Below are 24,643 nucleotides of genomic sequence, written 5' to 3'. Positions count from 1 at the left end.
CAGGTTAGTGAAATTTATTTTTTCTTCTTAGGCTTTAACTGGTGCTTCATTAACCAGCTAATAAAATCGGGTTCAGCAAAAGCATTGTCCCAGCTATTGTGGTTCACTCCCGGATATTCAATGTATTCAACCGGCACTTTCAATTCTTTCAAACGGGTGACCATATTTCTGGAAAGATCCACTTTCACCACAGCATCTGCATCGCCATGAAACACACGGAAAGAAGTTTCTTTCACTTTATCCGTGTATAAGGTTTCATTACCGCCTCCACAAATAGGGGCTGCTGCTGCAAACAATCCAGGATTTCTATAAACAGCTTCAAATGTACCCATGCCGCCCATGGATAGTCCGGTAATATAAACACGACTATGATCAACCGACTCTTCTTTCTTTAGCTTTTCTACCAGTGCAACCGCCGCTGCCTGGGGCCAGTTGGGCACACTGTCGTAATTAAAACGGAACTGAATGGGGTTCTTGGTTCTGTCAATAGATGAAGTAGCCCAATAGGAATCGGAAGGGCATTGTGGAAACACAACGATTGCCGGGAACTGTGTTCTGTTTTCTGCTTTTAAAAATAGTTTGGATCCATGCACCAGTTGTTTTTCGTTGTCGTTTCCTCTTTCGCCTGCACCATGCAAAACCAGAATCAAAGGATATTTCTTACTCTTATCATAGTTCTCCGGATAAAGAATCCGGTAAGGAAGATTTTTATTGGGCGCGAAAGAAAAGGTGTTTTTCTGGTAAGCTGCCAGGGCAGGATCATAACTGCTTTTTGACAACCAGTTGTTCATTTGTAACCAATCCGCGAATCGCTCGATCCAGCCATCGGTGGGAATTTTTTGTTGGGCCATCCCAAATCCATGACCTCCTTTTGCGTACACATGTAATTCTGCAGACTGCTTATTGGCCAGCCACTGACTGTACAGGTCTACACTATGGCTTGCCAGATCCAAATGATCATCCGTTGCTGCAACAATGAAAGCGGGTGGCGCATTGGGTGAAAGTTTGGGTTGTAGTTCCTTTGGAAAATAGGCGTAAACCGGAGCAATGAAATTCGGCCTGTTGAATTCGTTGAAACCGTATGCTGTTCCAGCGGTTACCGTTCCCCCCGCAGAAAAACCCATAATCCCAATCCGGTTTGGATCCAATTTCCATTGGTCGGCGTGTTTTCTTACATAGGCAATGGCGGCTCTTCCGTCTTCAATAGCCAATGGAATCAATTCCATATTCTGCTTGTTAAACTGTTCGCTACCCCAGATGGCATTCATTTCGGTAACGGGATCCTGGGTATTGCTTTTTACCAAACGATATTTCAACACAAAACAGGTAACCCCTTTTTTCACCAGCCATTTTGCCACATCATATCCTTCGTTATCAATGGACAATGCCCTGAAGGCACCACCCGGCGCAATGATTACAGAAGTTCCATTCGCTTTGCCTTCCTCCGGCTTAAAAACTGTCAGGGTTGGATTGGCCACATTGTAAACAATCCGCAATCCCCAGTCATTTTTCGTGTTTTCTGCCTCGGACCAGTTCCAGTTTTCAGAACCCGGAACCTTTCCCTGGTAAAGGGAGATTATTTCGTTTTGAGCGAACAAAGCCGTATGCAGGCAAAGTAATAAGCCAGCTAACAATAGATTTTTAAGCATTTTTTTGCGATTTATAGGGTAAATATGGTCGTTTTGTTTATGAAATCAGGCTTTTTAGGGCCATTTTTAGTAAATTTCTATTAAATCCATCGGATATTCATATTGTTTTACTGTTAACTTCTTATTATTTAATATCTTTGCAAATGTTTCAGCCTGAATAAGAATGCTTATTCAGCGTTTTTTGATTCGAAATCTGCGTTTCAATCAGAAAAGTCAAAATTGTAAAAAGAATGATTCAAGAGAGTTTACTGGAAAAAATTAGAAGCTTTACTACACCGGACGAATTAAAAAGCGCAGGTATTTATCCTTATTTCCGTGCGATTGAAAAAAACAACGACACAGAAGTAATGATAGGTGGCAAGCGTGTTTTAATGTTTGGGTCTAACAGTTATATGGGTCTGACCAATCATCCGGAAGTTTTAAAAGCGGCTAAAGATGCTATTGACCAATACGGCAGTAGCTGTTCCGGTTCCCGTTTCTTGAATGGCACTTCCAATTTACACGTTGAACTGGAAGAAGCTTTAGCCAAGCATATTGGTAAGGAAGCTGCCCTAACTTTTACTACAGGATTTCAAACCAACTTAGGCGCTGTTTCTGCCATCACAGGTAGAAATGGGGTGATTATACTGGATGAACTGGACCACGCGTCCATCATTGAAGGTTCCAGACTTTCTTTTTCGAAAGTGTTGAAATATGCCCACAACAACATGCAGGATTTAGAACAAAAGCTAAGTACTGTACCGTTGGAAACGATTAAAATGATTGTAGTGGACGGTATCTTCAGCATGGAAGGAGATATTTGTAAGCTTCCTGAAATTGTGCAGTTAGCTAAGAAATACCAGGCACTGGTGATGGTAGACGATGCGCATTCACTCGGTGTATTGGGTAAATTAGGTAAGGGCACCGCAGATCATTTTGGCTTAACAGACGAAGTGGATTTGATTGTAGGAACCTTTAGTAAATCTTTGGCTTCATTGGGTGGTTATGTAGCAGGAAGCAGAGAAATGATTAACTATCTGAAGCATACGGCCCGTCCGATGATTTTTAGTGCGAGTACACCTCCTTCTGCTACTGCATCTGCTTTGGCAGCTTTAAGAATTATACAGAGAGAACCCGAAAGACTGGAAAAATTGTGGAGCAACACCGCTTATATGGTGAATGCCTTACAGGAACTGGGCTTTGAAATGGGTGCATCTGAAACGCCGATTATTCCAATCTATATCAGAGATAATTTCCTTACATTCAAGTTTACACAGCGCTTATTTGAAGAGGGTGTGTTTGTGAATCCGGTAGTATCTCCTGCAGTGAAGAGTGATTCTTCTTTAATCAGGATGTCTATCATGGCTACACATACCAAAGAGCAATTGGACACCGCTTTGGAAAAACTTCAAATGGTTGCCAACGAATTAGGTTTGGCAAGACATGTGTCTGTAGCGTAACTTTATTTCCAACATGGAAACAATTATCCAAGAAGTTACCAGCAAAAAGCAAATGAATGCTTTTCTGGATTTTCCTTATGCCCTGTATAAGGGTAACCCGTATAATATTCCCAAGCTTCGGTTTGACGAAGCAGCTACATTGAATCCTGCGAAGAATCCGGCCTTCGATTTTTGCGAATCCAAATATTGGCTTGCTTATCAGAATGGAAAAGTAGTGGGCAGAGTGGCTGCCATATACAATAAGAAATACGTTGAAACCTGGAAGAACAATTACCTGCGTTTTGGGTGGATTGATTTTATTGAAGACATTGAAGTGCCTCGTGCATTATTGAAAGCAGTAGAGGGATGGGCAAAAGAATTGGGTTGCACTGCCGTTCATGGTCCATTGGGTTTTACTGATCTGGATTATGAGGGTATGCTGATAGAAGGCTTTCAGGAAATAGGTACCATGGCTACCATTTACAACTACCCTTACTATCCGGTAATGATGGAACAGCTGGGTTATGGTAAAGCCGTTGATTGGGTAGAGTATCGAATTAATGTACCCGAAATCCTGCCCGAAAATATTGCTAAAATTGCTGATCTGGTAGAGAAAAGATATAAGCTGCATGTGGTACCCATGACATCTACCAAACACCTGAAACCCTACGCCAGTGCCGTTTTTAAGCTGGTGAATGAAACATACGCAGAATTATATGGTGTTGTTGCATTAACACAAAGGCAGATTGACTATTATGTCAAAATGTATTTCTCCATGATTCGGGTAGATTTCATTACGCTTATTGCCAATGAAGCGAATCAGCTGGTTGGGTTTGGTCTTACTATGCCCTCTTTATCTAAAGCACTGCAAAAAGCAAATGGCTCATTGTTTCCTTTTGGCTTTATTCATTTATTAAAAGCGTTGAAGAAAAATGAAAAAGCCGATCTGTTGTTGATTGGTATTGATAAGAATCTACAAGGCAAAGGCGTCAATGCCATTGTACTAAGAGAATTTCATAAAAACTACAACAAGGCGGGCGTAAAGGTTATTGAATCCAATCCGGAGTTGGAGGAGAATAAAAAAGTGCAAAGTATCTGGGATCACTTCCCGGCAAGGCAACACAAGCGCAGACGCTGTTTTATTAAACATATATAAAGCATCACTACATGAAAAATATCCTGATTACCGGAGCGAGTGGATTCATTGGAAGCTTTCTGGTAGAAGAAGCTATTAAACGAGGGTACCGCACATTTGCCGGAATCAGATCTTCGAGCAGTAAAGGATATCTACAACATAAGAATCTGCATGTTTTTGAAATGGATTTTTCCAATTCGGAAAAACTCAAGCAGCAAATAGAAAAGAATGCAGCCATCCATGGAAAGTTTGATGTGGTGGTTCATTCAGCAGGATTAACCAAGAGTACGGTGCTTGATGAATATTATAAAGTGAATCTGCACAATACAGAAAGACTGGTAGATTCATTGATAGAATTAGATATGGTGCCGGAAAGATTTGTCTTTCTAAGTAGTCTGGCCTCTTACGGACCTGGCAGGGGTACTGATCCTGTAACAGAAACACATGAACAGGCTCCGATAACCGCTTATGGAAAGAGCAAGCTGGCGGCAGAAAAAATGTTAGCCACTAAATCTCAGTTTCCATATGTGATTGTGCATCCCACCACGGTGTATGGTCCTCGTGAAAAGGATTTATTGGTATTAATACAATCCTTGAACCAGCACCTGGAATTGTATATTGGCAACACCCAACAGCAATTGAGTTTTATTCATGTGGCAGATGTATGTAAAGCAGTTTTCTTAAGTATTGACCAGCCCATCAGTTCCAGGAATATTCTTTTAAGTGATACTGTTAATTATACTGCCAAGGAATTCAACGATTTGGTTAAACAAGTTTTGGGAAAAAAGACCCTTCCCATCATTGTTCCGGTACCTGTTGCCAAGGTAGCGGCACAACTGAGTGAGTGGGTAGGCAATATGAGGGGAAGGACACCGGTTCTTAACAAAGAAAGACTGAAAGAATTTCAGGCACCCAACTGGGCAGTGGATGCCAGTTTGTTGAAGAATATGGGCTTTACGCCCGATTATCCTCTACAGGAGGGACTGAAGCATACCATCCAGTGGTACAAAGAAAACGGATGGATAAAAAAATGATAAAATTATCTTAATAGATTTTGAACGTACAACTTATAGTTGTTTTACATTAATTTTACGCCTACAACCACTGGTTGTATTTTATGCGTAAGAGAAGTTCCATATCTATTTTCCTGCAAAAGCTTAATGCACTTTTTTTTGTGCTGGCCTTGGTTTGGTTAACAGTAAGTACTCCCTTCGTAATGGCCAATCAGCACGATCACCAATATTGCATCAATATTGACTCGCCGCTGGATAATGGCGGAGAAGAAGAATCTTCCAATCCTTTAAACAACACATCAGAAGAAAAACCCCATAACTCCAATGGTTTTATGGAAGAGTACCTGCATGCATCTTCAGCATACGTAACGCTTGGTTTTACTTCTATCTCTCATGGACTCTCCCTCCATCCGGAAAGCTATCAGGCATTTCATGGAGAACTACTGGTACCGCCCCCCAATGTAGGCTAGTACTTTCGTCTTAAGGGCTATTACTATTTACATATTGAAATGAATCCCGGTAATCTGTGGTATTCAATAACTGTTTAATACAGCCCTGTATCTTATCCTGTTTAATTTATTTGTGCAAACCGTTCATTGCCCAATCCGGGTAATAACATCAATTATAATATTATGAGAAAACATTCAAAAGAGTATTTAGAAAACTTAACGCCAGAGAAGGCCTTTGAGTTATTAGTAGAAGGAAACAGGAGGTTCGTGCAGAACCTGACGAAGGACCATGATCACCTGGAGATGATCAATGAAACCCGTGAAGGTCAGTTTCCTTTTGGTGTAGTATTAAGCTGCATGGATTCCAGAACCTCCGTTGAGTTGATTTTTGATCAGGGGCTGGGAGATTTGTTCAGTATTCGTGTGGCTGGAAATATTGTGAATGACAGTATTCTGGGTAGTTTGGAATACGCAGTTAAATACGTTGGATCCAAAGTGCTGGTAGTGTTGGGACATACTGCCTGCGGAGCGGTGAAGAGCGCACAGGCCGATGTAAAGGATGGACATATTACTGGATTGTTAAGTGCCATTAAGCCTGCTATCAGCAAAGCCATGTTGAAGAGAAAAGATGAACACTGTTTTGGTGACAACGTAGCGTATGCAAACGTAGAAAACAGCATGGAAGAAATCTTACACAGAAGCGATATCATTAAAGAATATTTCATGGCGGGTAAAATTGGAATAGTAGGTGCTATGTACAATGTTGAAACAGGTGAAGTTGATTTCTTTAAAACCCTGATTCATCAAAATGCGTATGCAGAAAAATTAGTTGCTGTTCATTAATTACAATAAAGGCAGCTATTTTTTACCTATAAAAATTATAAAAGAAGAAGTTCAGTATTAATTGTATGAAACTAACAACTAAGTATTTTAAGTCGGATGTGTTAGCCGGCATGGTGGTTTTTTTAGTAGCGCTTCCGCTTTGTTTGGGCATTGCTGTTGCCAGTGGAGCACCACCCTTTGCAGGAATCATAACAGGAGTGATTGGCGGGATTGCTGTTGGATATTTAAGTAATTCCAATGTTAGTGTTTCCGGTCCTGCTGCAGGTTTAATTGCCATTATATTGGTGGCCATTACCGATCTTGGATATCAGACATTCCTGTCTGCCGTTATGATTGCCGGTGCCATCCAACTGATATTGGGTTTGGCAAAAGCTGGGGGCATCTCCAGTTATTTTCCAACCAGTGTAATTGAAGGAATGCTTGTTGCCATAGGCATCATTATCATTAAAAAAGAATTGCCACATGCCATTGGCTATGATGTGGAACATGAGGGAGACTTTTTTTCTTATCAATTAATTGATGCAGACAAGGGCTTTTTTTCTGAACTGATTCATGCTTTCAATTTTGCCCATACGGGTGCTATTGTTGTAGCCATCATTTCAATTGCTATTATTGTTGCTTTCAACAAAGTGCCTGCACTTAAAAAAATAAAAGCAATTCCAGGGGCATTGGTTGCGGTTATAGCCGGTATTGTATTGAATGAAATTTTTATATCCGTTGCACCTGCCTGGGTAATTAAAGACGAGCACCTGGTATTGCTACCCACTGCGGATTCTTTCGACGAATTTCTGGGTCAGTTCACTTTTCCCTCAGCTGCCGGATTCCTGAATCCCAAAGCCTGGGTGGTGGGTATTACCATTGCTATTGTGGCCAGTATTGAAACCCTGCTTTGTTTGGAAGCAGGAGATAAAATGGATCCTCTGAAAAGATTTTCAAGTGCCAATACAGAATTAAAAGCACAGGGTATTGGCAATATGATTGCCGGATTTCTGGGAGGTCTGCCAATGACATCTGTAATTGTTAGAACTTCTGCCAATGTAAATGCGGGTGCCAAAACAAAACTGGCTGCCATTACACATGGAGTGTTTTTATTGGTTTCGGTATTGGCTATACCTGCTTTGCTGAACAAAATTCCGATGGCCACTTTGGCGGCTATTTTAATTATGATTGGTTTAAAACTGGCCAGCATCAAGACCTTCAAACATATGTGGCATAGTGGAATGCAACAGTTTGTTCCCTTTATTGTCACCGTTATTGCGGTTGTGTTTACCGACTTGTTAAAGGGAGTAGGTATTGGTTTGGTAGTAAGTATTTACTTCATTTTAAAAGGGAATATGAAGCTGGCTTATTTCTTTAAAAAGGAAAAACACGTGAACGGCGAAGTAATTCAGATTGACCTGGCTCAGGAAGTTTCCTTTTTAAACAAAGCGGCCATTAAACAAACACTGGCTCATTTGCCTGAACAATCCAAAGTGGTGATTGATGCAGCCCACACAGTTTATATAGACCATGACGTGCTGGAACTCATCAAAGATTTCATGAGCTATGGATCAAAAGATAAAAACATTGAAGTGGTACTCAAAAACTTTAAGTCGGAATATAATATGGAAATGGCATCTTAATAGGTAACCCCAATTACAGCCACTCCAATCCAAGACCGGGTTGTTCATTAATCATGAGCAACCCGTTTTTTATTTCAAATCCACCTTTCACCAGATCTTCTGCTAAATCAAAGCTTCCATCCAGGTCCAGGTATTTTGTGTTTGTGAATCCATAGGCTGCATGCAAAGCAGCAGTGATGCTAATGATACTCTCATCATTGCATCCCCAGAACAGATCAATTTCCGAAGTACGGGCAATTTGTCCGATTTCTCTGGCACCCGCAATCCCCCCGCATTTCATGAGTTTTATATTGTAAATGCCAAAGGGACGATTGGGTTGAGCAAAACGAATGGCATCGGATTCCTCATGCAAGGACTCATCCGCTACCAGTTTTTTTCTTTGTTCCTCAGATAGAGAAAGCAGTTCCTCTTCATTGCCTACTTTCAAAGGCTGCTCAATGAGTTCTAAAGGAATGGACTGGGTTGCCTTCATGAATTTTGTAAGATCAGCAAGTGTATAGCCCTGATTGGCATCTACTCTCATTTGAATTTTATGCCTGAATTTCTCGTGTAGCAAGAGGACTTTCTCAATGTCTTCTTCCACAGACAAACCAGTTTTTAGTTTGAAGACGGAAAATCCATTTTCGTAATAGTCATTGGCTTCTGAAAGTGTATCGGATATATTTTTAATGCCAATGGTAACAGAAGTAGGTAATGCATTTCTCTTTATCCCGTAAAAATCAGCAATTGAAATCCCTGCCCATTTTCCAAAAGCATCGTGCAAAGCAATATCCAGTGCCGCCTGTGTTCCTGGCAGGTGTACAAAAGTTTTTCTGAGATCGGTAATGATGCTTAAAAAAGAACGGATATCGGATCCTACTAAGGACTGCACGGCATCTGATTCTAAGTTGATTAGTGTTTGTTCAGGACTTTCGCCCACCACATCTTCTGCAGGGCTGGCCGTTCCTATTCCAACTATTCCGTTTGCCAAAGTAATTTTGGTAAAAACAATGGATACGGTGTCGTAAGTATTATAAGCAATGGTATAGGGCTTTTTTAAGAGCAGGTGTTTGATAAAAGATTCTATTCGGGTGATTTTCATAAGCGTGGCTTGCAAATGTGTTTTAGGGTGCTATTGCACACCATCAGTAATAATCTTCTGCAAAACAGGAATCAATTCGCCAACTCCTTTTTGTAAGGGTGCAAGTACTGGCAGATTTAGCTTCTGTTCATATTCCGCTTTCAGTTGTAAGGCTTCTTCATTGGAACAACTTTCTGTATTCATGGCCAGCGCAATCACTTTAGAGCCAAATTTTTCAATGATTTCAATTTCAGATTCAACAGAAGGTATCTTGCCCCAATGTGGTTCGTTATCAAAATATGTTCTTTTAGGTGCAAATACCAGAATGGTATGTTTGGCATTTCCGGAAATCAGGAACTCCAGTCCACAAGGGCCGCTTGGATTTCTTAAAGCTGATTGTCCCTCTAAAAAAATAATAGAAGGATTCGCTTCACGGGCACAGGAAAGTATGGCGTGTTCCAGTTCTCCGGAAACAAAATCGTTCAGGGTTGAATCAAAAACAAAACCATATTCATTGCCCTGCAACCATCCTGTTTGGCCTGTGTAAATCATTTCGGCTTTAATCTGCTCTTCAGCACAAGCTTCCTTCAACAGTCTTGCAGTGGTTCTTTTTCCCATAGCACAATCCATTCCAATAACAGCAATTACAGGAGTAGATAACTTAAAAATATCTCCTGTAAAAAAATGAAGGTCTGCTCTTTTCTTAGGCTTACGGATATCAGTAAGACTGATGCCTTTTTTATTGGCCAGTTCAACGATATCTGGGTGGTCGTTTAAATAATCGTGCAATCCATTTACTATGGACAAGCCTTTCTCAATAGCTGCTTTAATAATGGTCAGCATATCAGCAGGCAATATACCTCCAACAGTAGCCACCCCAATCACCAGTACTCTTGTTTCAGGATGCGATTGCCAGGCGGCATCAAGGCTTGCATAAATGGGGATGTTTCTGTGCACGCCATCCAGTAATTCTCCGGCATCTTTTCCTGCGGTGGTTTCCTGATCAATAATGCCGGTTATTAGAAAACGCTCCGTTCCTCTAACCAGACCATGGGCTGTTTTGGCATCAGAACTAAGGTACATTCCATTCGTTAATACAAAAGCTGACTTTTTCATTTTACAATCTTGTTTCTATGTGCAGAGGGTCTCTTTTCTATTTTATTAACTTGTTATTAATTGTTTTTTCTTATTAGCACACCAGGAAACAGATTGGTGGCAATTTGATTTTGATAAACCATTTCTCCATTTACCCAAACCATTTTGATGCCAGTTGAAAGGGCTTTGCTGTTTTCAATAGTGGCATGGTCTTCTACAATATCCGGATTTAACAGAACCAGGTCGGCAAAATTATCTGCTGCAATTACACCTCTTTTTTCAATTTGTAAATGCTTTGCAGTTAACCCTGTCATTTTATAAATGGCATTTGACAATGAAAGTATTTTCTGCTCTCTGATATACTTACCCAATATTCTGGTAAATGCACCATACCCACGTGGATGCCCGCCTGCTGCACCATCCGAACAAAAATTGGCGTGCTCCCATTGCATAAAATCAATTACATCTGCTTCCAGCATAGACTTACCTGCCAATGCTTCCACACTACCTGCGCCTGGATTTGCTTTTTTATAAGCTTCTGCCATTTTAATCAATTGAATTAGTGTGGCGGGAGCAGACTCATTTCTTTCTTTTGCAATGACTGCAATGGTTTTGCCGGCATAAGAGGGATAAGGAGCAAAACGAACCAATACCGATTCTTCGGGATCAAACAATTGTTGGGTTGCCAGTTCAGCACTTTTTAAACTGGTAAATTTTTTATCGGGAAATAAAACCCTTAAAGTAGAATTCCAGAAAGTATAGGGATACACATCTGCTGTAATATCAATTCCTGCTTTTCTTGCACTATCCAAAGTCTGTATTACCATTCCTGCTTTTCCCCAATCCTTTTTGTTGGCAATTTTAATATGAGATAGCTTAACTGGTATACCTGTTCTTTTTCCTATTTCAATGATTTCGTCAATCGCATCTTTTAATTGAATGTCTTCGCTTCGGATATGGCTGATATATCCTCTTTTAAAATCTGCTGCTACCTGAGCCAGCGCAATCACTTCTTCCTTACTACTATAAAAAGCAGATTCATATTCTAATCCTGTTGACAAACCAAAAGAACCCTTTTGTAAATCTGAGGCCAGTGCTTTTTTCATTTTATCAATCTCTGGTAAACTCGCGGCTCTGAATACATTGTTCCTTCCCATAATTTTTTCCCGAAGACTACTATGACCCGTATAGCTGGCTACATTCACAGCTACTTTGTTCTTAGAAAAAAAAGAATATAGGGTATCCATTGGATAGCTGTCACCGTCCTGACCAATCAATATGGTGGTAATACCCTGATTGGTCATGGCCATTCCTTGAGGCTCTTTTTTTAAACTACCAAAATGATGGCTATGTGAATCTATGAAACCAGGGGTTAGATATTGTTGACGGCCATCAATGATTGTTTCTCCATTAAGAGGTTTTAAGTTTCCTGTGGCCAGAATTTTATTTCCCTGAATTCTTACTGCGCCAAAAAACGGAGCAGCGCCAGTACCATCAATTATCCAGACGTTTTTGATTAATGTGGATTTGCCAGTTTCTGATGGTTGAATTTTGTTATTGCCGATTGGTTTCCAGTTTTTATCGGGGGAACCCAGTGAATTTTTTACAGTCAGTACAAGAAGGGTTGATATGAGCGTATACTGAAGGAGGTTAGAGAAGCTGAATTTTTTCATTCATTGTGGATTGTCTATAAAATTATCGAACATGATTTGAATCATAAATTAATTCTCAAAACAAAGGCAACTTTGTGTTCTGTTTATGGCGAAGAATGGAATGATATTGATTTTGCTCAGTGCTTTGATGGTACAGGTATTTTCAGGGTATGTGCTAAAAGCGGATTATGCTATCAATCGTGCTGAATATCTGCAAAACTGCATCAACAAAGAAAGACCAGCCCTTCAATGTAAGGGTAAGTGTCAGCTATCAAAAAAAATGCAGGAAGCAGAGAAAGAACAACAGCGGGCTGCAGAGAAAGCTGCATATCAGCTTAACCTTCCCGGCGAAACCATCTGTCATCAGAATAGTTTTCTGCAAGTGACCTTTATTGAGGCACACAACAACCTAATTCTTTCTTATGAACAACCTGCTTTTGTAAAGGCAGGATACACAAGCGATATATTTCATCCCCCACAGCTGGTATGACATTTTTTTAGTCTGAATCTTTTTCAAATCACTTAAAAACAATGTCATGAACATTCGTTCTATGAAGGCGCTGCCGAGCCTTCTTATACCGGCTTTTGCCCTAGCGGCACTCCCATTAACTACTATCAGTGGCCAGGCCCAATCAATAACTCATTCACAGCTAGTAAGCAACGATTCCTTTTTCAGCAGAACACTTGCTCCGGTTAGCGTGTATGCAGTAAAAGGAAAAACACCTCAGAAAACCTATCAGTTAAAGTCTGCCGACTGGATTCAGCATGATGCAACACAGGTGTTGACACAAATAGCTGGCTTTAACGCCATTCGCAAATCCGGCAATTTTGGATTTGATCCTGTGTTCCGCGGATTCAAGTGGGAACAGTTAAATCTGGTAACAGACGGAGTGGTGGGTGCGCATCAGGCTTGCCCTAATCGCATGGATCCTCCGAGTAGTCAGGTCATGATCAATCAGATCAAAGAGATTGAATTATTAAAGGGTCCGCATAATTTTCGTTACGGACCTTCAACAGGTGCTGTCATTAATTTTAAAATGAATGATCCAGTCTTTTCAGATAAAGCAATTGTGAATGGCCGTGTTGGTGCAGGGTATGAAACCAATGGCACCAATCGTAGAACAGAAGCCTATGTAAATTTGAGTACACGGAAATTTCAGACTGCTGCAGCGCTTTCTTATTCTGCCGGAGACGATTATAAAGACGGAAGCGGAACTTTACTGCCAGGTGTGTTTAACAGAACAGCCCTGAATCTTAGCGCGGCTTATCTTTTGAAGCCGGGTAAGATTGCTTCTGTAAATATTACTAGAAATTTTACCCGCAATACCAGCTTCCCTACTTTAATGATGGATTTGCTAAGCGATGATACCTGGATGATACAGGGTAAGTATCAGGTGAATGCACAGCACAAATGGTATAGTCAGTGGAATACACAGGTATATACTTCATTGGTAGATCACCAGATGGGAAATGGATTAAGACCTGCATCTGCTACTATGTTGTCGCATGTTTATGCGAATACCGAAACCAGCGGAGGAAGAACAGAAATTACCATCAGAAGGCCTAGTACTGTTTGGTATGTTGGAGCTGATATGAAGTATGAATATGCCAATGGTACCCGGTCCAGAAAAATGCTAACGGGTATGATGGCAGGAAAAACATTTTATGATACCCTATGGCAACAGGGTTCCATATTAAGAACAGGCGCATTTGTACACACCGAAAAAAAGATGGGTCTGTACCAGTTAACCGTATCGGGCAGAATGGATTGGGTTCACTCCAAACCGAACCAACCGGCAGCCAAAACAGTAGCTGCTAATTCAACACTTATTTCCAATGATCTGAATACCAGTATCAGTGCAGGTATCAGCCGCTATTTCAATCAAAACTGGCAGGCATCTTTCTGGGTGGGGCGTGGAGTTAGAAGCGCCAGCTTAACAGAGAAGTTTATCAACTATTTACCAGTGGGGCTTGATGCGTATGAAGTAGTGGGTGACCCTCATTTAAAACCAGAAGCCAATACACAGATCGATTTCCTGTTGCGCTATAAAACAGACAACACACAGTTTCAGTTGAATGCTTACTATGCGTTCATGCATAATTATATTTCAACTGTGGTTGATCCAACTTTGAGACCTGCCCTTGCCACATCACCAGGTGTTCGCAAATTCATCAATGTGAAGGATGCAACCATTATGGGTTTTGAGTTGAGCTGGAATCAGCAGTTGGCCAAAACCCTGAACCAGGATATTACCATGGCTTATGTACGCGGTCAGAACAGGGTGTTAAATCAACCCTTACCTGAAATGAATCCATTCGAAATCAGGTATAAATTAACTGCAGAATTACTGCAAGGTAAAATGCAACCCTATGTATCCATTCGCCAGAGTTTTGCACAGAACAGGGTTTCAACCGCTTTCAGTGAAAAAGCTACTGGTGATTTTGCCGTTACCGATTTGGGTTTGAAATGGAAGCCGGCAACTAAAATACAATTGACAGCTGTGGCACAAAATCTATTCAATGTAACTTATAGAGAACATTTAAGCAGATTCATCAATAATAATTTGCCACTGAATGCACCCGGAAGAAACTTTGTATTTATGATGGCTTACACATTTTAAGCAACTCTTAATGATATAAGTAGTGTTGTTATTACAAACAACACTACTTTTAGATACCCCAATTATCGATTGAATGCCTGACACTGTTTTTGAGCGAATTCCATCTTCGCCCCCTGTTATCCCCCCTTTGCCTGCAGGAACCAAAAGATTGCAATGGTCAGTGATGATTCCTGTTTACAATGGCCTCGCTTATCTGGAGCAAACCCTGAATGCTGTATTAGTACAGGATATGGGTCCGGAAATCATGCAGATTGAAGTGGTAGATGATGTTAGTACGGAGGGTGATGTTGCTGCCATAGTGGAAAGGGTAGGTAAAGGAAGAGTGGGATATTACAGACACCCCGTAAATGTGGGGAATGTCCGGAATTTTGAAACCTGCATCAAAAGGGCGGTTGGGGAGTATGTGCATTTGCTACACGGAGATGATTATGTAGAACCTGGCTTTTATAAAGCAGTTACCCAGCTATTTGCGGATTATCCGGAAGCAGGTGCAGCCTGTACCGACTGGAGAGCGGTAGATGACAATGGTATTCCTGTTTGGTCTAATGCACCAGTAGGTGACGAAAGAGGATTGTTGAAAAACTGGCATCAGCGCATTGCCATCAGACAGTGGCTCGAGCCGCCAGCCATGGTGGTAAAGAGAAGCGTGTATGAAGATCTGGGATCTTTTTATATGGTGAATTGTTCTGAAGACTGGCTCATGTGGAACCGAATCGCTGCCAAATATCCTGTGGCGTATCATCCGGAAGTACTGGCAAAGTATAGAAATCACGACCAAAATACAACAGCTGTTTCATTCAAGAACAGGAAAAACTTTCTTGATATTTATAAAACCATGCTCTATAATATTGCTCATTTACCTGAGCATTTGCGGGCTGAATCGGAAAAAGCTTCGCGGAAAAACTTCTCTTTTTACTTTGCAAATCTTGCCCATCGGCAATACCATGCCAATCATGACAAGGAAGAAGTCATTATTGTGGCCAAAGATGCTTTAAAGTTTCAGGTGAATGCCTATTCTGTTAAGTCTTATCTGAAACTGTTATTTAAAATTGCCACTCGCTATCAATAGCAGTATTAACAAGTAGTTTCCTTTTTATACCTTCGCCGGAAATATAAATTTCATGGCATCCACTGCATTTCTATTTGACTTGAACGGAACTATTGTAGATGATATGGCCTACCACAAAAAAGTGTGGCACCATGTATTGGTGAATGAACTGGGTGCCAATATGAGTTTTGAGGAAGTAGCTGCCCAGATGTATGGGAAGAATTCAGAGTTACTCGATCGCGTATTTGGAAAGGGTCATTTTAGTCCGGAGCAAGTGCATGAAATTGAAATGGCTAAGGAAAGAAAATACCAGGAAATCTACCGACCCGATATGCAACCCCTTCCCGGATTACTAGACTTTCTGGCAGCTGCCCGTTTGGCTGGAATACCCATGGGCATTGGATCTGCAGCCATTCCATTCAATATTGATTTTGTGTTGGATGGCCTGGATATAAGAACCTATTTTTCCAGTGTGGTTAGTGCATTTGATGTGCCGGTAAGTAAGCCCAATCCGGATGTGTTTTTAAAAGGTGCCGCCGAGCTGGGAGTTGCTCCAGAAAATTGCATTGTATTTGAAGATGCGCCCAAAGGGGTTGAAGCGGCAGTGAATGCCGGAATGAAAGCCGTTGCTATAACCACCATGCATTCAGAAGAAGAATTTAGTGCATACAATAATATTATCGCCTACACAAAAGACTACACTACACTCATGCATTTAATACCCTAAAATCCATTTGTTTTGGTTAAATTGGTTGTTTAAATATTTAACAATGGCCAACCCGGAATGGAAAGGAGTATATCCTGCTTTACTAACCCCCTTTCATGCAGACGAAACTTTAGATGAAGCTTTATTTATTAAGAACCTACGTGCGCAGATAGACGCGGGTGTTGATGGGGTGATAATTGGCGGATCGCTTGGAGAAGCCAGTACCTTGATGAATGAAGAGAAGATTCAGTTGTTACAAATTGCCAAGAACGAAGTAGGTGATGGGTTTCCGGTGATTGTAAATATTGCTGAATCAACCACCAAAGCTGCTGTTGCTTTTGCAAAAGCTGCAACAGATGCAGGTGCCGATGGTTTTATGCTTTTACCTCCTATGCGATACAAATCGGATGATGAAGAAACGGTTACTTATTTTAAAGCAGTAGCCAATGCAACATCCAAGTCTATCATGATTTATAATAATCCGGTGGATTATAAAATTGAAGTAACATTAGACATGTTTGCTTCACTGGCAGCCTGCGAAAATATTCAGGCCGTAAAAGAATCTACGCGTGATGTATCGAATGTAACGCGTATGAAAAACAGGTTTGGAGATCGGTTTAAAATATTATGTGGGGTAGATACCCTGGCATTGGAAGAACTCTGTTTGGGAGCTGATGGCTGGATTGCGGGTCTGGTGGATGCATTTCCCAGAGAAACAGTTTCCATATACAGGTTGATTAAAGCTGGCCGGTTAGCGGAGGCGCTGAGCATTTATCGCTGGTTTTTACCGGTGCTGGAACTGGATATTCATCCCAAGCTGGTGCAGTATATTAAAGTAGCTGCAACCCTTACCGATATTGGCTCTCCACATGTTAGGGCACCCAGATTGCCATTACAGGAAGAAGAGTTGTATCGCGTAACCAAGATTGTGGAAGATGCATTGGCCTGCAGACCTCAGTTGCCGGATTATTTATCACTTCCGCAGTAATTATTTAAAAAATTTACAGAAAGCCTGTATTTCCATTAAGTCATGTTGAACCATTTACAATCCTATAGTACGCTTCAAAAAGCATTTCTTTCTGAAACCTTTGCCATCAGTTCTCCTGCTGAAGTAGAAGCAGCGTTACAGGAGGCATCGGCGGCTTTTATCCCCTTTGCCAAAAAAACATTTATTGAACGCGCTGTTTTTTTAGAAGCCATTGCAGAAGAAATCATGAACTGCGGCGATGCCTTGTTGCAAAAAGCACATGAAGAAACGGCATTGCCCTTAGCCAGATTAACGGGTGAGAGAGGAAGAACCTGCAAGCAATTGAACCTCTATGCAAAATTGTTGAGAGAAGGCAACTGGTGTGATGCAGTGATTGATACCGCCATGCCCGATCGACAGCCCTTGCCCAGGGCCGATTTAAGAAGAATGCTGCAGCCCATTGGACCTGTATTGATATTTGGCGCCAGCAATTTTCCTTTCGCCTATTCAACCGCGGGTGGTGATACAGCTTCTGCATTGGCAGCGGGTTGTCCGGTAATTGTGAAAGCACATGAATCTCATTTGGGTACGAATGCAATGGTAGCAACAGCTGTAATGCGAGCTGCCGAAAAAACCAATATGCCCAAGGGAGTGTTTGCAACACTGGTAGGAACAGGGCCTGTATTGGGTCAGCAACTGGCCATGGATGAGAGAATTAAAGCGATTGGATTTACCGGATCCTACAAAGCAGGTATGGCATTGTATACCACCGCTACACATAAAAGAAAAACACCGATACCAGTGTATGCAGAAATGAGTAGCATTAATCCGGTTGTATTATTGCCACAGATACTTGCTGAAAAAACAACAGCCATTGCGAATGCCCTGGCGGGTTCTATCAGTTTGGGTGTTGGACAGTTTTGTACCAGCCCTGGTTTATTGTTTGCAATAAACAATGCCGAAACAAAAACTTTTGCGCGGGAATTAGAGAATGCACTCAAAGCAGTAGCACCTGCAACGATGCTGAATCCCACCATCTGCCATGCTTATTATAAGGACAAAACCAGCCTGGCCAATCAGGAAAATATTCAGGTATTGGTTGATGGACTTAATTTAGAAGAATACCATCAGGCTATGCCGGCATTAATGCAAACAAACGCTGCGCATTTTATGGCAACGCCTGCTTTGCAAAGAGAAGTATTTGGTCCTTGTAGTTTGCTTGTACTTTGTAAAGACAAAAAAGAAATGGCTGCAGCCATTGCGTCATTAGAAGGACAATTAACAGGTTCAATTTATGGCAATGAGCAGGAGTTGAAAGAGAATGCAAGCCTGGTTGATACTTTACAGCAAGCCGTTGGTAGAATGATTTTCAATAATGTACCTACGGGTGTGGAAGTATGTAATGCCATTGTTCACGGTGGACCTTTTCCCGCCACCACGGATGCAAGAACCACTTCGGTTGGGCCTGAAGCCATCCGTCGTTTTGCCAGACCGGTTTGTTATCAGGATTGTCCGGATGCATTGCTGCCCTTGTATTTGAGAAATGAAAATGAAGCAGGTATTTTAAGATTGATCAATGGGATTTTAACAAAGGCAGCGGTTGAAACAATCTGATTTCAAAAAACGAATGTTGATTTATAATAGCTATTCTTAAAAAGTATCAACCCTATGGCGCATAAAAAATTCTTTTGTATAGATGCACATACTTGTGGCAATCCGGTAAGGCTGGTTGCAGGCGGTGGTCCATTACTGGAAGGAAATTCCATGATGGAAAGAAGGTTGCATTTTTTGCGTGAATACGACTGGATCAGAAAGGGACTGATGTTTGAACCCCGCGGTCATGATATGATGAGTGGAAGTATTTTGTATCCACCCACCAATCCGCAAAATGATATTGGTGTTTTATACATTGAAACCAGTGGCTGCCTCCCTATGTGCGGACACGGAACCATTGGTACCATTACGATTGCCATTGAAGAAGGACTGGTACAACCGAAAGGTCCGGGTAAGCTTCGCATAGAAACCCCGGCTGGTCTGGTCTTGATTGAATACAAGCAAACAGGAAAAAAAGTAGATTCTGTAAAGCTGACCAATGTACCTGCTTTTTTATATGCCACCGATTTAAAAGTGGAGTGTAGTGGATTAGGAACGATTCATGTGGATGTTGCGTATGGGGGAAACTTTTATGCTATTGTAGATCCACAGGAAAATTTTCCCGGACTGGAACATTATACCGCTGATCAACTGATCAGCTGGAGCCGTGAATGCAGAAAATATTTGAACGAGCATTATTCTTTTGTGCATCCGGAGAATGAACATATTAAGGGACTCAGCCATTTGCTATGGACGGGTAAACCCTTGAAAGAAAGTTCTACAGCCCGCAATGCTGTTTTTTACGGAGACAAAGCCATTGATCGTTCTCCCTGTGGTACGGGCACTTCGGCTAGAATGGCGCAGTGGTACACAAAAGGCCTATTGAAACAAGGAGATGTTTTTGTACATGAAAGTATTATTGGTTCCATCTTCAATGGTACCATTGAAGGCACTACAACTGTAGCAGGAAAGCCTGCCATTATTCCTGGTATAGAAGGATGGGCCAGAATTACCGGATATAATACCATTATTATTGACGACGAAGATCCTTATGCACATGGGTTTCAAGTGATTTAAGAAGTAGTTATTATACATGAATATTGAAACAATCATAAAAGAATAGTTATAGAAATAAAATTCACATCACCGTAAAAGCGATTTATGAAAAGTATATTATTAGCTTTCGGAATGGCAGCCATTTCTGCTACCATGCCCGTTTCATCACATGCGCAGGTTTCAGCAAATGAATGGATTCCTTGTCAGGAGATGCCCACATTGATTCAGCGATTCAATGCGGACAGCAGGGTTCTGAACCGCTACTATAGTCCGGCCCTGAACAATGCCCGCGGCGGTGGTGCAGACTGGAGTATTGGATCCCCCGAGAAAAATGAAAGACTGCAAAAGTTAATTAAGGAGTATCAGGCACAATTGGCTGCTGTAAATTTTAAAAATCTTTCTCAGGAATGTAAAGCTGATTATATTTTATTCAAACGGGATTTGGCAAGCCGATTAGAGCAGCTGAATCTGGATGCGGCCAACCTGCAAAAAGTAAAGCAGTGGATTGGATTCACGGATAAAATATATGCGCTGGAGCAAGTAAGAAGAAGAGGTGGTCAACCCGATGCCAAAGCAGTAGCTAAAGACTGGAATGATATTGTAACCGAGGTAAAACAATTACAGGATCAATTGAAAAAAGTAAGCAGCATTGAACCGGATGAAGTGGCTGCCGCAACAGCTGCTATTACCAATGCACGCAATGCCGTACAAAGCATTTTTGAATTTTACAATGGATACGATCCTTTGTTTAGCTGGTGGGTACCGGTTACACAAAAGACTTTGGATGAAAGTTTAACCGCATATGCCAATGCGTTTAAAGCCAAGGCCAATAGTAGTTTAACAGCGTCAGACAAAAGTGGAATCGTGGGGGTACAAGCAGGAAGAGAGTCTTTGATCAGACAGTTAAAGAATGAAATGATTCCTTACACACCGGAAGAATTAATTGAGGTGGCCAATAAGGAATTTGCCTGGTGCGAAGCTGAAATGCTGAAAGCTTCCAAAGAAATGGGTTTTGGAAATGACTGGAAAGCCGCATTGGAAAAAGTGAAAAATACATATGTTCCTGAGGGTAAGCAGCCAGAACTGATTTTAAGATTATACAATGAGAGTATTGACTTCTTAAAGAAAAATCAGTTGATTACCATCCCTCCATTAGCAGAAGAAACCTGGGGCATGATGATGATGAGTCCGGAGAGACAACTGGTAGCTCCCTTCTTTTTAGGCGGTGCCGATATTTTGATTTCCTATCCCACTAATACCATGACCTATCCGGATAAAATGATGAGTATGCGCGGAAACAATCCGCATTTTTCAAAAGCGGTGGTGCATCATGAATTAATTGCCGGACACAATTTACAGCAGTTCGTGAATCAGCGCAACAGAACCTATAGAAATTTTGGAACGCCATTCTGGTCCGAAGGCTGGGCACTTTATTGGGAATTGATTTTATGGGATTTGCAGTTTGCCAAAACACCGGAAGACCGCATTGGCATGTTGTTCTGGCATATGCACCGTTGCGCCAGAATTATTTTCTCTTTGAATTATCATACCAGCAAATGGACCCCTCAACAGTGTATTGATTTCTTGGTAGACAAAGTAGGACACGAACGTGCGAATGCAGAAGGGGAAGTAAGAAGATCTTTTACAGGTGGATATCCTCCATTGTATCAGCTGGCTTACTTAACCGGCGGTCGTCAGTTTTATGCGTTGAAAAAAGAATTGGTAGACACGAAGAAAATGAGCTACAAAGAGTTCCATGACCAGGTCATGAAACTCAATGCTATGCCGGTAGAAATGGTAAGAGCCATTTTAACCAAGCAGCCGCTCACAGAAGATTTTGCTACGAATTGGCGCTTTTACGAAAAGCAGTAGGAGCTAAACGCGATACCAGTCTGCTCTCCAGTGCTGGATGCTCAATTTAATTTCTTTATTCGACAGGTTTTCTGCAGCGGCTTTAGCGGCCAATGCAGGAAACTCTTCGTCGCATGCAAAACGCAGTGCAATGATTTGCCCTATGCGAAGTTGTGCAGGTAATAATTTTCCCGTTAAAGCAAAGTGGCGAAGATTCTCTTCGGCTCTGATGGCTCTGTCCTGTGCTTTCAATGCAAAAATGCGGATATAGGCAAAGAAGAAACCACAGATCACGGCTATCACACAAATCAAAGAAGCGGAATAGATATTTTCTGGTGCTGAATGACTCAGGTTTACAAAGGAGCCGATTAATAAGGCAAGAATAGCAAAGAAGGTAATTCCATGCCAGCCAAATACCAGTTGGGAATGGTTTTTATAATTCTGTTGTTTCATGGTTGTTTGTTTGATTCAAATATAATCCTTTGCCCATCATTTTAAACTTAGTTAGATTTAGGGTATAAAATATAGCCGGATGTATTCATTTTCTCCTTTCAACAGATTGATTAAAGCCGCTGTTCTATCAGTTGCGTTTTTTATGAGCGCAGATGTCGCTTTGGCTCAGCCTTTTAAAAAACTGGTATGGTCCGATGAGTTCAATGGAAAGGGTTTGCCGGATGCAAAGAAATGGGGCTATGATACCGCCATGGGTTGTCCTAAAATTTGCGGATGGGGAAACAATGAGTTACAATATTATACGCATAAAAATACCAGGAATGTACGCCAGGAAAATGGAATGCTGGTAGTGGAAGCCCACCAGGAAAAAATGGGAGAAGCCCGATACACCAGTGCAAGAATGGTAACCAAAAACAAGGGAGACTGGAAGTACGGACGCATTGAAGTTCGCGCCAAACTGCCCGCCGGACGTGGCATGTGGCCTGCTATCTGGATGTTGCCTACCGATGCTAAATATGGCGGATGGCCGCATAGCGGAGAAATAGATATCATGGAAAACGTGGGTTACTGGCCAGACTCTGTTTTGGCAACTGTTCACACCAATGCCTTCAATGGCATGAAGGGAACCCAGAAAACCAAGGGACTGAATTTTAAAGATTTGTCAACCGCTTTTCATGTGTACAGTATAGAATGGGATGCAACCAAAATTCGATTCTATGTTGACGACCAGTTATGCAATGAGTTTAAGAATACAGGCAAGGGCAAAGATGAATGGCCATTTGACCAACGTTTTCATTTGCTTATTAATATAGCAGTAGGCGGAAACTGGGGCGGAGCAAAGGGTGTAGACGATAGCATTTTTCCACAAAAAATGTTTGTGGATTATGTGAGGGTGTATCAATAGCTACTATATTAATAGCGAAGCTTACCCTGACTCGGTAAATAGAAAGCATGACAGGAACGTAAATAACGCTCCATTTCATTTTTAGTATTTCCCAACACAGTAGCACTAAAAGCATATATGTTCAGCATCAATTGAATGTAACCTTCACAGTCTCTTTGTTGGGAATTTTCTTGTAAGGACCTGTGGTATTCATCGGCATACACAATAGGTATGATGATTTTGGAAAGATTCCTCGAAGACAGTTCGGCATTCATCATCATCAAAGCCATGATTTCGTTACCGTCCCAGAAAGGCTTCACTTCTGAAATGAGACAATGCAGGTAAATGGCTTTTGCAAAAGGGTCTTGTAAAAGAAGATACCAATCGAAGCCTTTTAGTAAAGTACCTTCAATCATATCCCAGGGAACCCATTCTGTTATTCCGGAGGGATTATTACTGGTTTTAAATTCACCGGGGTACTTGTTGGGCCGGGCAGCCATTAACTGCGCATGGCGTTTTTTCAGAATCGCCAGAAAGTTCTCCCCTGATTTTGGGGTGCAATCCATTTCTTTCTTGCTGGCCACCAACTGATAATTGAACAGGAGATCTTCGCCGTCTTCCTTTCTGCCACCCACCACCCTACCTGTTTCAATAATATGACGGGCTTCGGCCAGTTCAAATTCATTGCCAGCCAGGTACTGGGAGAAATAAGTTTCAAAAAAAGCAAAGTGCTGGTAAGTAACCGTAGCGGTGTTCAGGTCGGTGTAAAGGGGAAAACTTTTTCCCGCCAGGGCCAGGTAAAGGCCTTCCATGATTTGAATGGTAGGCAGGTGGAAGGGTTTCCCCAGCAGGTTTTCCAGCAAACCGGCTTGGCGTTTTACCTTGTCAGGCGAATCATTGATTTCTTCATTAATTAGTAGACTCAACTGCTTAAATTCCTTCTCTAAACCGAGAAGGGGGGCTAAAACCCGGGCCTGCTCTTTTAGCCGAATCAGGGCAGAATTGGAGTGAATTTGATGAATTTCGGCCAGTTTTTGGGCAATTTCGGTGGATTTTAGCGTTTTTGCCGCTTCTTCCGACTTTCGGATGGGCATGCAGTTTTCCAGAAAAGCCCTGGCGTCCTGAGAACGAAAAAGCTTTTCGAAAAAGGGCTGGTCGTCCAGGATAGGGCCCTTACCCTTGAACAGGTGGATGGTTAATCCCGGCAGTTCCACCACTTTGTTGTATAAATAAGTAAGGAAAATATGACCGTTCGGGGTGGGTTTGCATTCCAGGGCGGAGCGGTGGCTTAAAACGGCTCCCGGATACAAATGGGCAAGAATCCGAAACCAGTTTCTGCGAACAATGGCATGTGTATTATCCGCAAGATTGGTGGTGTAAACACGGGGAGCAATTTTATAAGCCAGACCCTTGCGAACCAGTTGCTGAATCCGCTTAGATTCCCCAGAATTGGCCGATCCGAAGACGATTTCGGCCAAAGCAGCAGCTCCATTTTTTTCCATTAAATCAATTGAATGATTAAAATAGAC

General features: G+C 41.7%; 21 protein-coding genes. 15 read left to right on the top strand and 6 right to left on the bottom strand.

Annotation, left to right across the window (positions count from 1 at the left end; translation table 11 throughout):
• Positions 1-14: 14 nt before the first annotated feature.
• Positions 15-1,649, bottom strand: coding sequence for a dienelactone hydrolase family protein (locus F777_RS18135; RefSeq protein WP_071790300.1), 1,635 nt, complete (start codon positions 1,647-1,649; stop codon positions 15-17).
• A gap of 230 nt (positions 1,650-1,879) precedes the next feature.
• Here F777_RS18135 and F777_RS0102405 point away from each other — a divergent pair, with 230 nt between their 5' ends.
• The 6 genes from F777_RS0102405 to F777_RS0102380 all read left to right on the top strand — a co-directional run bounded on the left by F777_RS0102405 (position 1,880) and on the right by F777_RS0102380 (position 8,129).
• Positions 1,880-3,088: a serine palmitoyltransferase gene (locus F777_RS0102405; RefSeq protein WP_051408377.1), complete on the top strand. Its 1,209-nt coding sequence runs from the start codon at positions 1,880-1,882 to the stop codon at positions 3,086-3,088.
• A gap of 13 nt (positions 3,089-3,101) precedes the next feature.
• Positions 3,102-4,223: a hypothetical protein gene (locus F777_RS0102400; protein WP_026750645.1), complete on the top strand. Its 1,122-nt coding sequence runs from the start codon at positions 3,102-3,104 to the stop codon at positions 4,221-4,223.
• 11 nt (positions 4,224-4,234) lie between these two features.
• Positions 4,235-5,236, top strand: a complete 1,002-nt coding sequence (locus F777_RS0102395; protein ID WP_026750644.1) for an NAD-dependent epimerase/dehydratase family protein — start codon at positions 4,235-4,237, stop codon at positions 5,234-5,236.
• Between the two features lie 83 nt (positions 5,237-5,319).
• Positions 5,320-5,685 carry a hypothetical protein gene (locus tag F777_RS0102390; protein WP_026750643.1) on the top strand — a complete coding sequence of 122 codons (366 nt, stop codon included), beginning with the start codon at positions 5,320-5,322 and terminating at the stop codon, positions 5,683-5,685.
• Positions 5,686-5,847: 162 nt separating this feature from the next.
• Positions 5,848-6,507, top strand: coding sequence for a carbonic anhydrase family protein (locus F777_RS0102385; protein ID WP_026750642.1), 660 nt, complete (start codon positions 5,848-5,850; stop codon positions 6,505-6,507).
• Between the two features lie 65 nt (positions 6,508-6,572).
• Positions 6,573-8,129 carry a SulP family inorganic anion transporter gene (locus F777_RS0102380; RefSeq protein WP_026750641.1) on the top strand — a complete coding sequence of 519 codons (1,557 nt, stop codon included), beginning with the start codon at positions 6,573-6,575 and terminating at the stop codon, positions 8,127-8,129.
• A gap of 13 nt (positions 8,130-8,142) precedes the next feature.
• Here F777_RS0102380 and F777_RS0102375 read toward each other — a convergent pair whose 3' ends face one another.
• Genes F777_RS0102375 through F777_RS15445 form a run of 3 tightly spaced genes read right to left on the bottom strand, consistent with a single transcriptional unit; the run spans position 8,143 to position 11,957 of the window.
• A complete protein-coding gene (locus F777_RS0102375) occupies positions 8,143-9,210 on the bottom strand; it encodes a mandelate racemase/muconate lactonizing enzyme family protein (protein WP_026750640.1) in 1,068 nt (355 codons plus the stop codon).
• A 30-nt stretch (positions 9,211-9,240) separates the two neighbouring features.
• Complete coding sequence (locus F777_RS0102370; RefSeq protein WP_026750639.1) at positions 9,241-10,305, bottom strand: DUF1611 domain-containing protein; 1,065 nt, start codon at positions 10,303-10,305, stop codon at positions 9,241-9,243.
• A 56-nt stretch (positions 10,306-10,361) separates the two neighbouring features.
• Positions 10,362-11,957 (bottom strand): N-acyl-D-amino-acid deacylase family protein, encoded by a 1,596-nt coding sequence (locus tag F777_RS15445; protein ID WP_051408376.1) that lies wholly within the window; start codon positions 11,955-11,957, stop codon positions 10,362-10,364.
• Positions 11,958-12,042: 85 nt separating this feature from the next.
• On the opposite strand from F777_RS15445, the gene F777_RS17135 reads away from it, so the two are divergent.
• The 8 genes from F777_RS17135 (at position 12,043) to F777_RS15425 (ending at position 21,799) form a co-directional block, all read left to right on the top strand.
• Positions 12,043-12,426, top strand: a complete 384-nt coding sequence (locus F777_RS17135; RefSeq protein WP_051408375.1) for a hypothetical protein — start codon at positions 12,043-12,045, stop codon at positions 12,424-12,426.
• Positions 12,427-12,472: 46 nt separating this feature from the next.
• Positions 12,473-14,557 carry a TonB-dependent receptor domain-containing protein gene (locus F777_RS15435; protein WP_051408374.1) on the top strand — a complete coding sequence of 695 codons (2,085 nt, stop codon included), beginning with the start codon at positions 12,473-12,475 and terminating at the stop codon, positions 14,555-14,557.
• A gap of 73 nt (positions 14,558-14,630) precedes the next feature.
• The gene (locus F777_RS0102350; RefSeq protein WP_037369049.1) at positions 14,631-15,626 is read left to right on the top strand and encodes a glycosyltransferase family 2 protein; all 996 of its coding nucleotides are present in this window, start codon (positions 14,631-14,633) and stop codon (positions 15,624-15,626) included.
• 52 nt (positions 15,627-15,678) lie between these two features.
• Positions 15,679-16,332, top strand: a complete 654-nt coding sequence (locus F777_RS0102345; protein ID WP_026750637.1) for an HAD family hydrolase — start codon at positions 15,679-15,681, stop codon at positions 16,330-16,332.
• Positions 16,333-16,375: 43 nt separating this feature from the next.
• Positions 16,376-17,299 (top strand): dihydrodipicolinate synthase family protein, encoded by a 924-nt coding sequence (locus tag F777_RS0102340; RefSeq protein ID WP_026750636.1) that lies wholly within the window; start codon positions 16,376-16,378, stop codon positions 17,297-17,299.
• Between the two features lie 42 nt (positions 17,300-17,341).
• Positions 17,342-18,892, top strand: coding sequence for an aldehyde dehydrogenase (NADP(+)) (locus tag F777_RS15430; RefSeq protein ID WP_051408373.1), 1,551 nt, complete (start codon positions 17,342-17,344; stop codon positions 18,890-18,892).
• Between the two features lie 54 nt (positions 18,893-18,946).
• Positions 18,947-19,948, top strand: coding sequence for a 4-hydroxyproline epimerase (locus F777_RS0102330; protein WP_026750635.1), 1,002 nt, complete (start codon positions 18,947-18,949; stop codon positions 19,946-19,948).
• An 84-nt stretch (positions 19,949-20,032) separates the two neighbouring features.
• Positions 20,033-21,799, top strand: a complete 1,767-nt coding sequence (locus F777_RS15425; protein WP_037369046.1) for a DUF885 family protein — start codon at positions 20,033-20,035, stop codon at positions 21,797-21,799.
• A 3-nt stretch (positions 21,800-21,802) separates the two neighbouring features.
• On the opposite strand, the gene F777_RS0102320 is transcribed toward F777_RS15425, so the two are convergent.
• Positions 21,803-22,231 carry a DUF6526 family protein gene (locus F777_RS0102320; protein WP_026750634.1) on the bottom strand — a complete coding sequence of 143 codons (429 nt, stop codon included), beginning with the start codon at positions 22,229-22,231 and terminating at the stop codon, positions 21,803-21,805.
• 79 nt (positions 22,232-22,310) lie between these two features.
• Between F777_RS0102320 and F777_RS0102315 the strand changes: the two genes are divergently transcribed.
• Positions 22,311-23,135, top strand: a complete 825-nt coding sequence (locus tag F777_RS0102315; protein ID WP_037369043.1) for a glycoside hydrolase family 16 protein — start codon at positions 22,311-22,313, stop codon at positions 23,133-23,135.
• A gap of 8 nt (positions 23,136-23,143) precedes the next feature.
• Here the strand turns inward: F777_RS0102315 and F777_RS0102310 are convergent, their stop codons facing one another.
• Positions 23,144-24,616, bottom strand: a complete 1,473-nt coding sequence (locus F777_RS0102310; RefSeq protein WP_026750632.1) for a Fic family protein — start codon at positions 24,614-24,616, stop codon at positions 23,144-23,146.
• Positions 24,617-24,643 lie beyond the last annotated feature (27 nt).

It is taken from the genome of Sediminibacterium sp. C3 (genome assembly GCF_000508085.1).
GTDB lineage: Bacteria > Bacteroidota > Bacteroidia > Chitinophagales > Chitinophagaceae > Sediminibacterium.
Note: the sequence above shows the minus strand (reverse complement) of the source record. Positions and strands in the feature narration are given on the sequence as shown.

Bases quoted from the DNA above. Each gene is read 5' to 3' on its own strand.
- F777_RS18135 (WP_071790300.1), bottom strand. From the start codon at position 1,649: ATGCTTAAAAATCTATTGTTAGCTGGCTTATTACTTTGCCTGCATACG.
- F777_RS0102405 (WP_051408377.1), top strand. From the start codon at position 1,880: ATGATTCAAGAGAGTTTACTGGAAAAAATTAGAAGCTTTACTACACCG.
- F777_RS0102400 (WP_026750645.1), top strand. From the start codon at position 3,102: ATGGAAACAATTATCCAAGAAGTTACCAGCAAAAAGCAAATGAATGCT.
- F777_RS0102395 (WP_026750644.1), top strand. From the start codon at position 4,235: ATGAAAAATATCCTGATTACCGGAGCGAGTGGATTCATTGGAAGCTTT.
- F777_RS0102390 (WP_026750643.1), top strand. From the start codon at position 5,320: ATGCGTAAGAGAAGTTCCATATCTATTTTCCTGCAAAAGCTTAATGCA.
- F777_RS0102385 (WP_026750642.1), top strand. From the start codon at position 5,848: ATGAGAAAACATTCAAAAGAGTATTTAGAAAACTTAACGCCAGAGAAG.
- F777_RS0102380 (WP_026750641.1), top strand. From the start codon at position 6,573: ATGAAACTAACAACTAAGTATTTTAAGTCGGATGTGTTAGCCGGCATG.
- F777_RS0102375 (WP_026750640.1), bottom strand. From the start codon at position 9,210: ATGAAAATCACCCGAATAGAATCTTTTATCAAACACCTGCTCTTAAAA.
- F777_RS0102370 (WP_026750639.1), bottom strand. From the start codon at position 10,305: ATGAAAAAGTCAGCTTTTGTATTAACGAATGGAATGTACCTTAGTTCT.
- F777_RS15445 (WP_051408376.1), bottom strand. From the start codon at position 11,957: ATGAAAAAATTCAGCTTCTCTAACCTCCTTCAGTATACGCTCATATCA.
- F777_RS17135 (WP_051408375.1), top strand. From the start codon at position 12,043: ATGGCGAAGAATGGAATGATATTGATTTTGCTCAGTGCTTTGATGGTA.
- F777_RS15435 (WP_051408374.1), top strand. From the start codon at position 12,473: ATGAACATTCGTTCTATGAAGGCGCTGCCGAGCCTTCTTATACCGGCT.
- F777_RS0102350 (WP_037369049.1), top strand. From the start codon at position 14,631: ATGCCTGACACTGTTTTTGAGCGAATTCCATCTTCGCCCCCTGTTATC.
- F777_RS0102345 (WP_026750637.1), top strand. From the start codon at position 15,679: ATGGCATCCACTGCATTTCTATTTGACTTGAACGGAACTATTGTAGAT.
- F777_RS0102340 (WP_026750636.1), top strand. From the start codon at position 16,376: ATGGCCAACCCGGAATGGAAAGGAGTATATCCTGCTTTACTAACCCCC.
- F777_RS15430 (WP_051408373.1), top strand. From the start codon at position 17,342: ATGTTGAACCATTTACAATCCTATAGTACGCTTCAAAAAGCATTTCTT.
- F777_RS0102330 (WP_026750635.1), top strand. From the start codon at position 18,947: ATGGCGCATAAAAAATTCTTTTGTATAGATGCACATACTTGTGGCAAT.
- F777_RS15425 (WP_037369046.1), top strand. From the start codon at position 20,033: ATGAAAAGTATATTATTAGCTTTCGGAATGGCAGCCATTTCTGCTACC.
- F777_RS0102320 (WP_026750634.1), bottom strand. From the start codon at position 22,231: ATGAAACAACAGAATTATAAAAACCATTCCCAACTGGTATTTGGCTGG.
- F777_RS0102315 (WP_037369043.1), top strand. From the start codon at position 22,311: ATGTATTCATTTTCTCCTTTCAACAGATTGATTAAAGCCGCTGTTCTA.
- F777_RS0102310 (WP_026750632.1), bottom strand. From the start codon at position 24,616: ATGGAAAAAAATGGAGCTGCTGCTTTGGCCGAAATCGTCTTCGGATCG.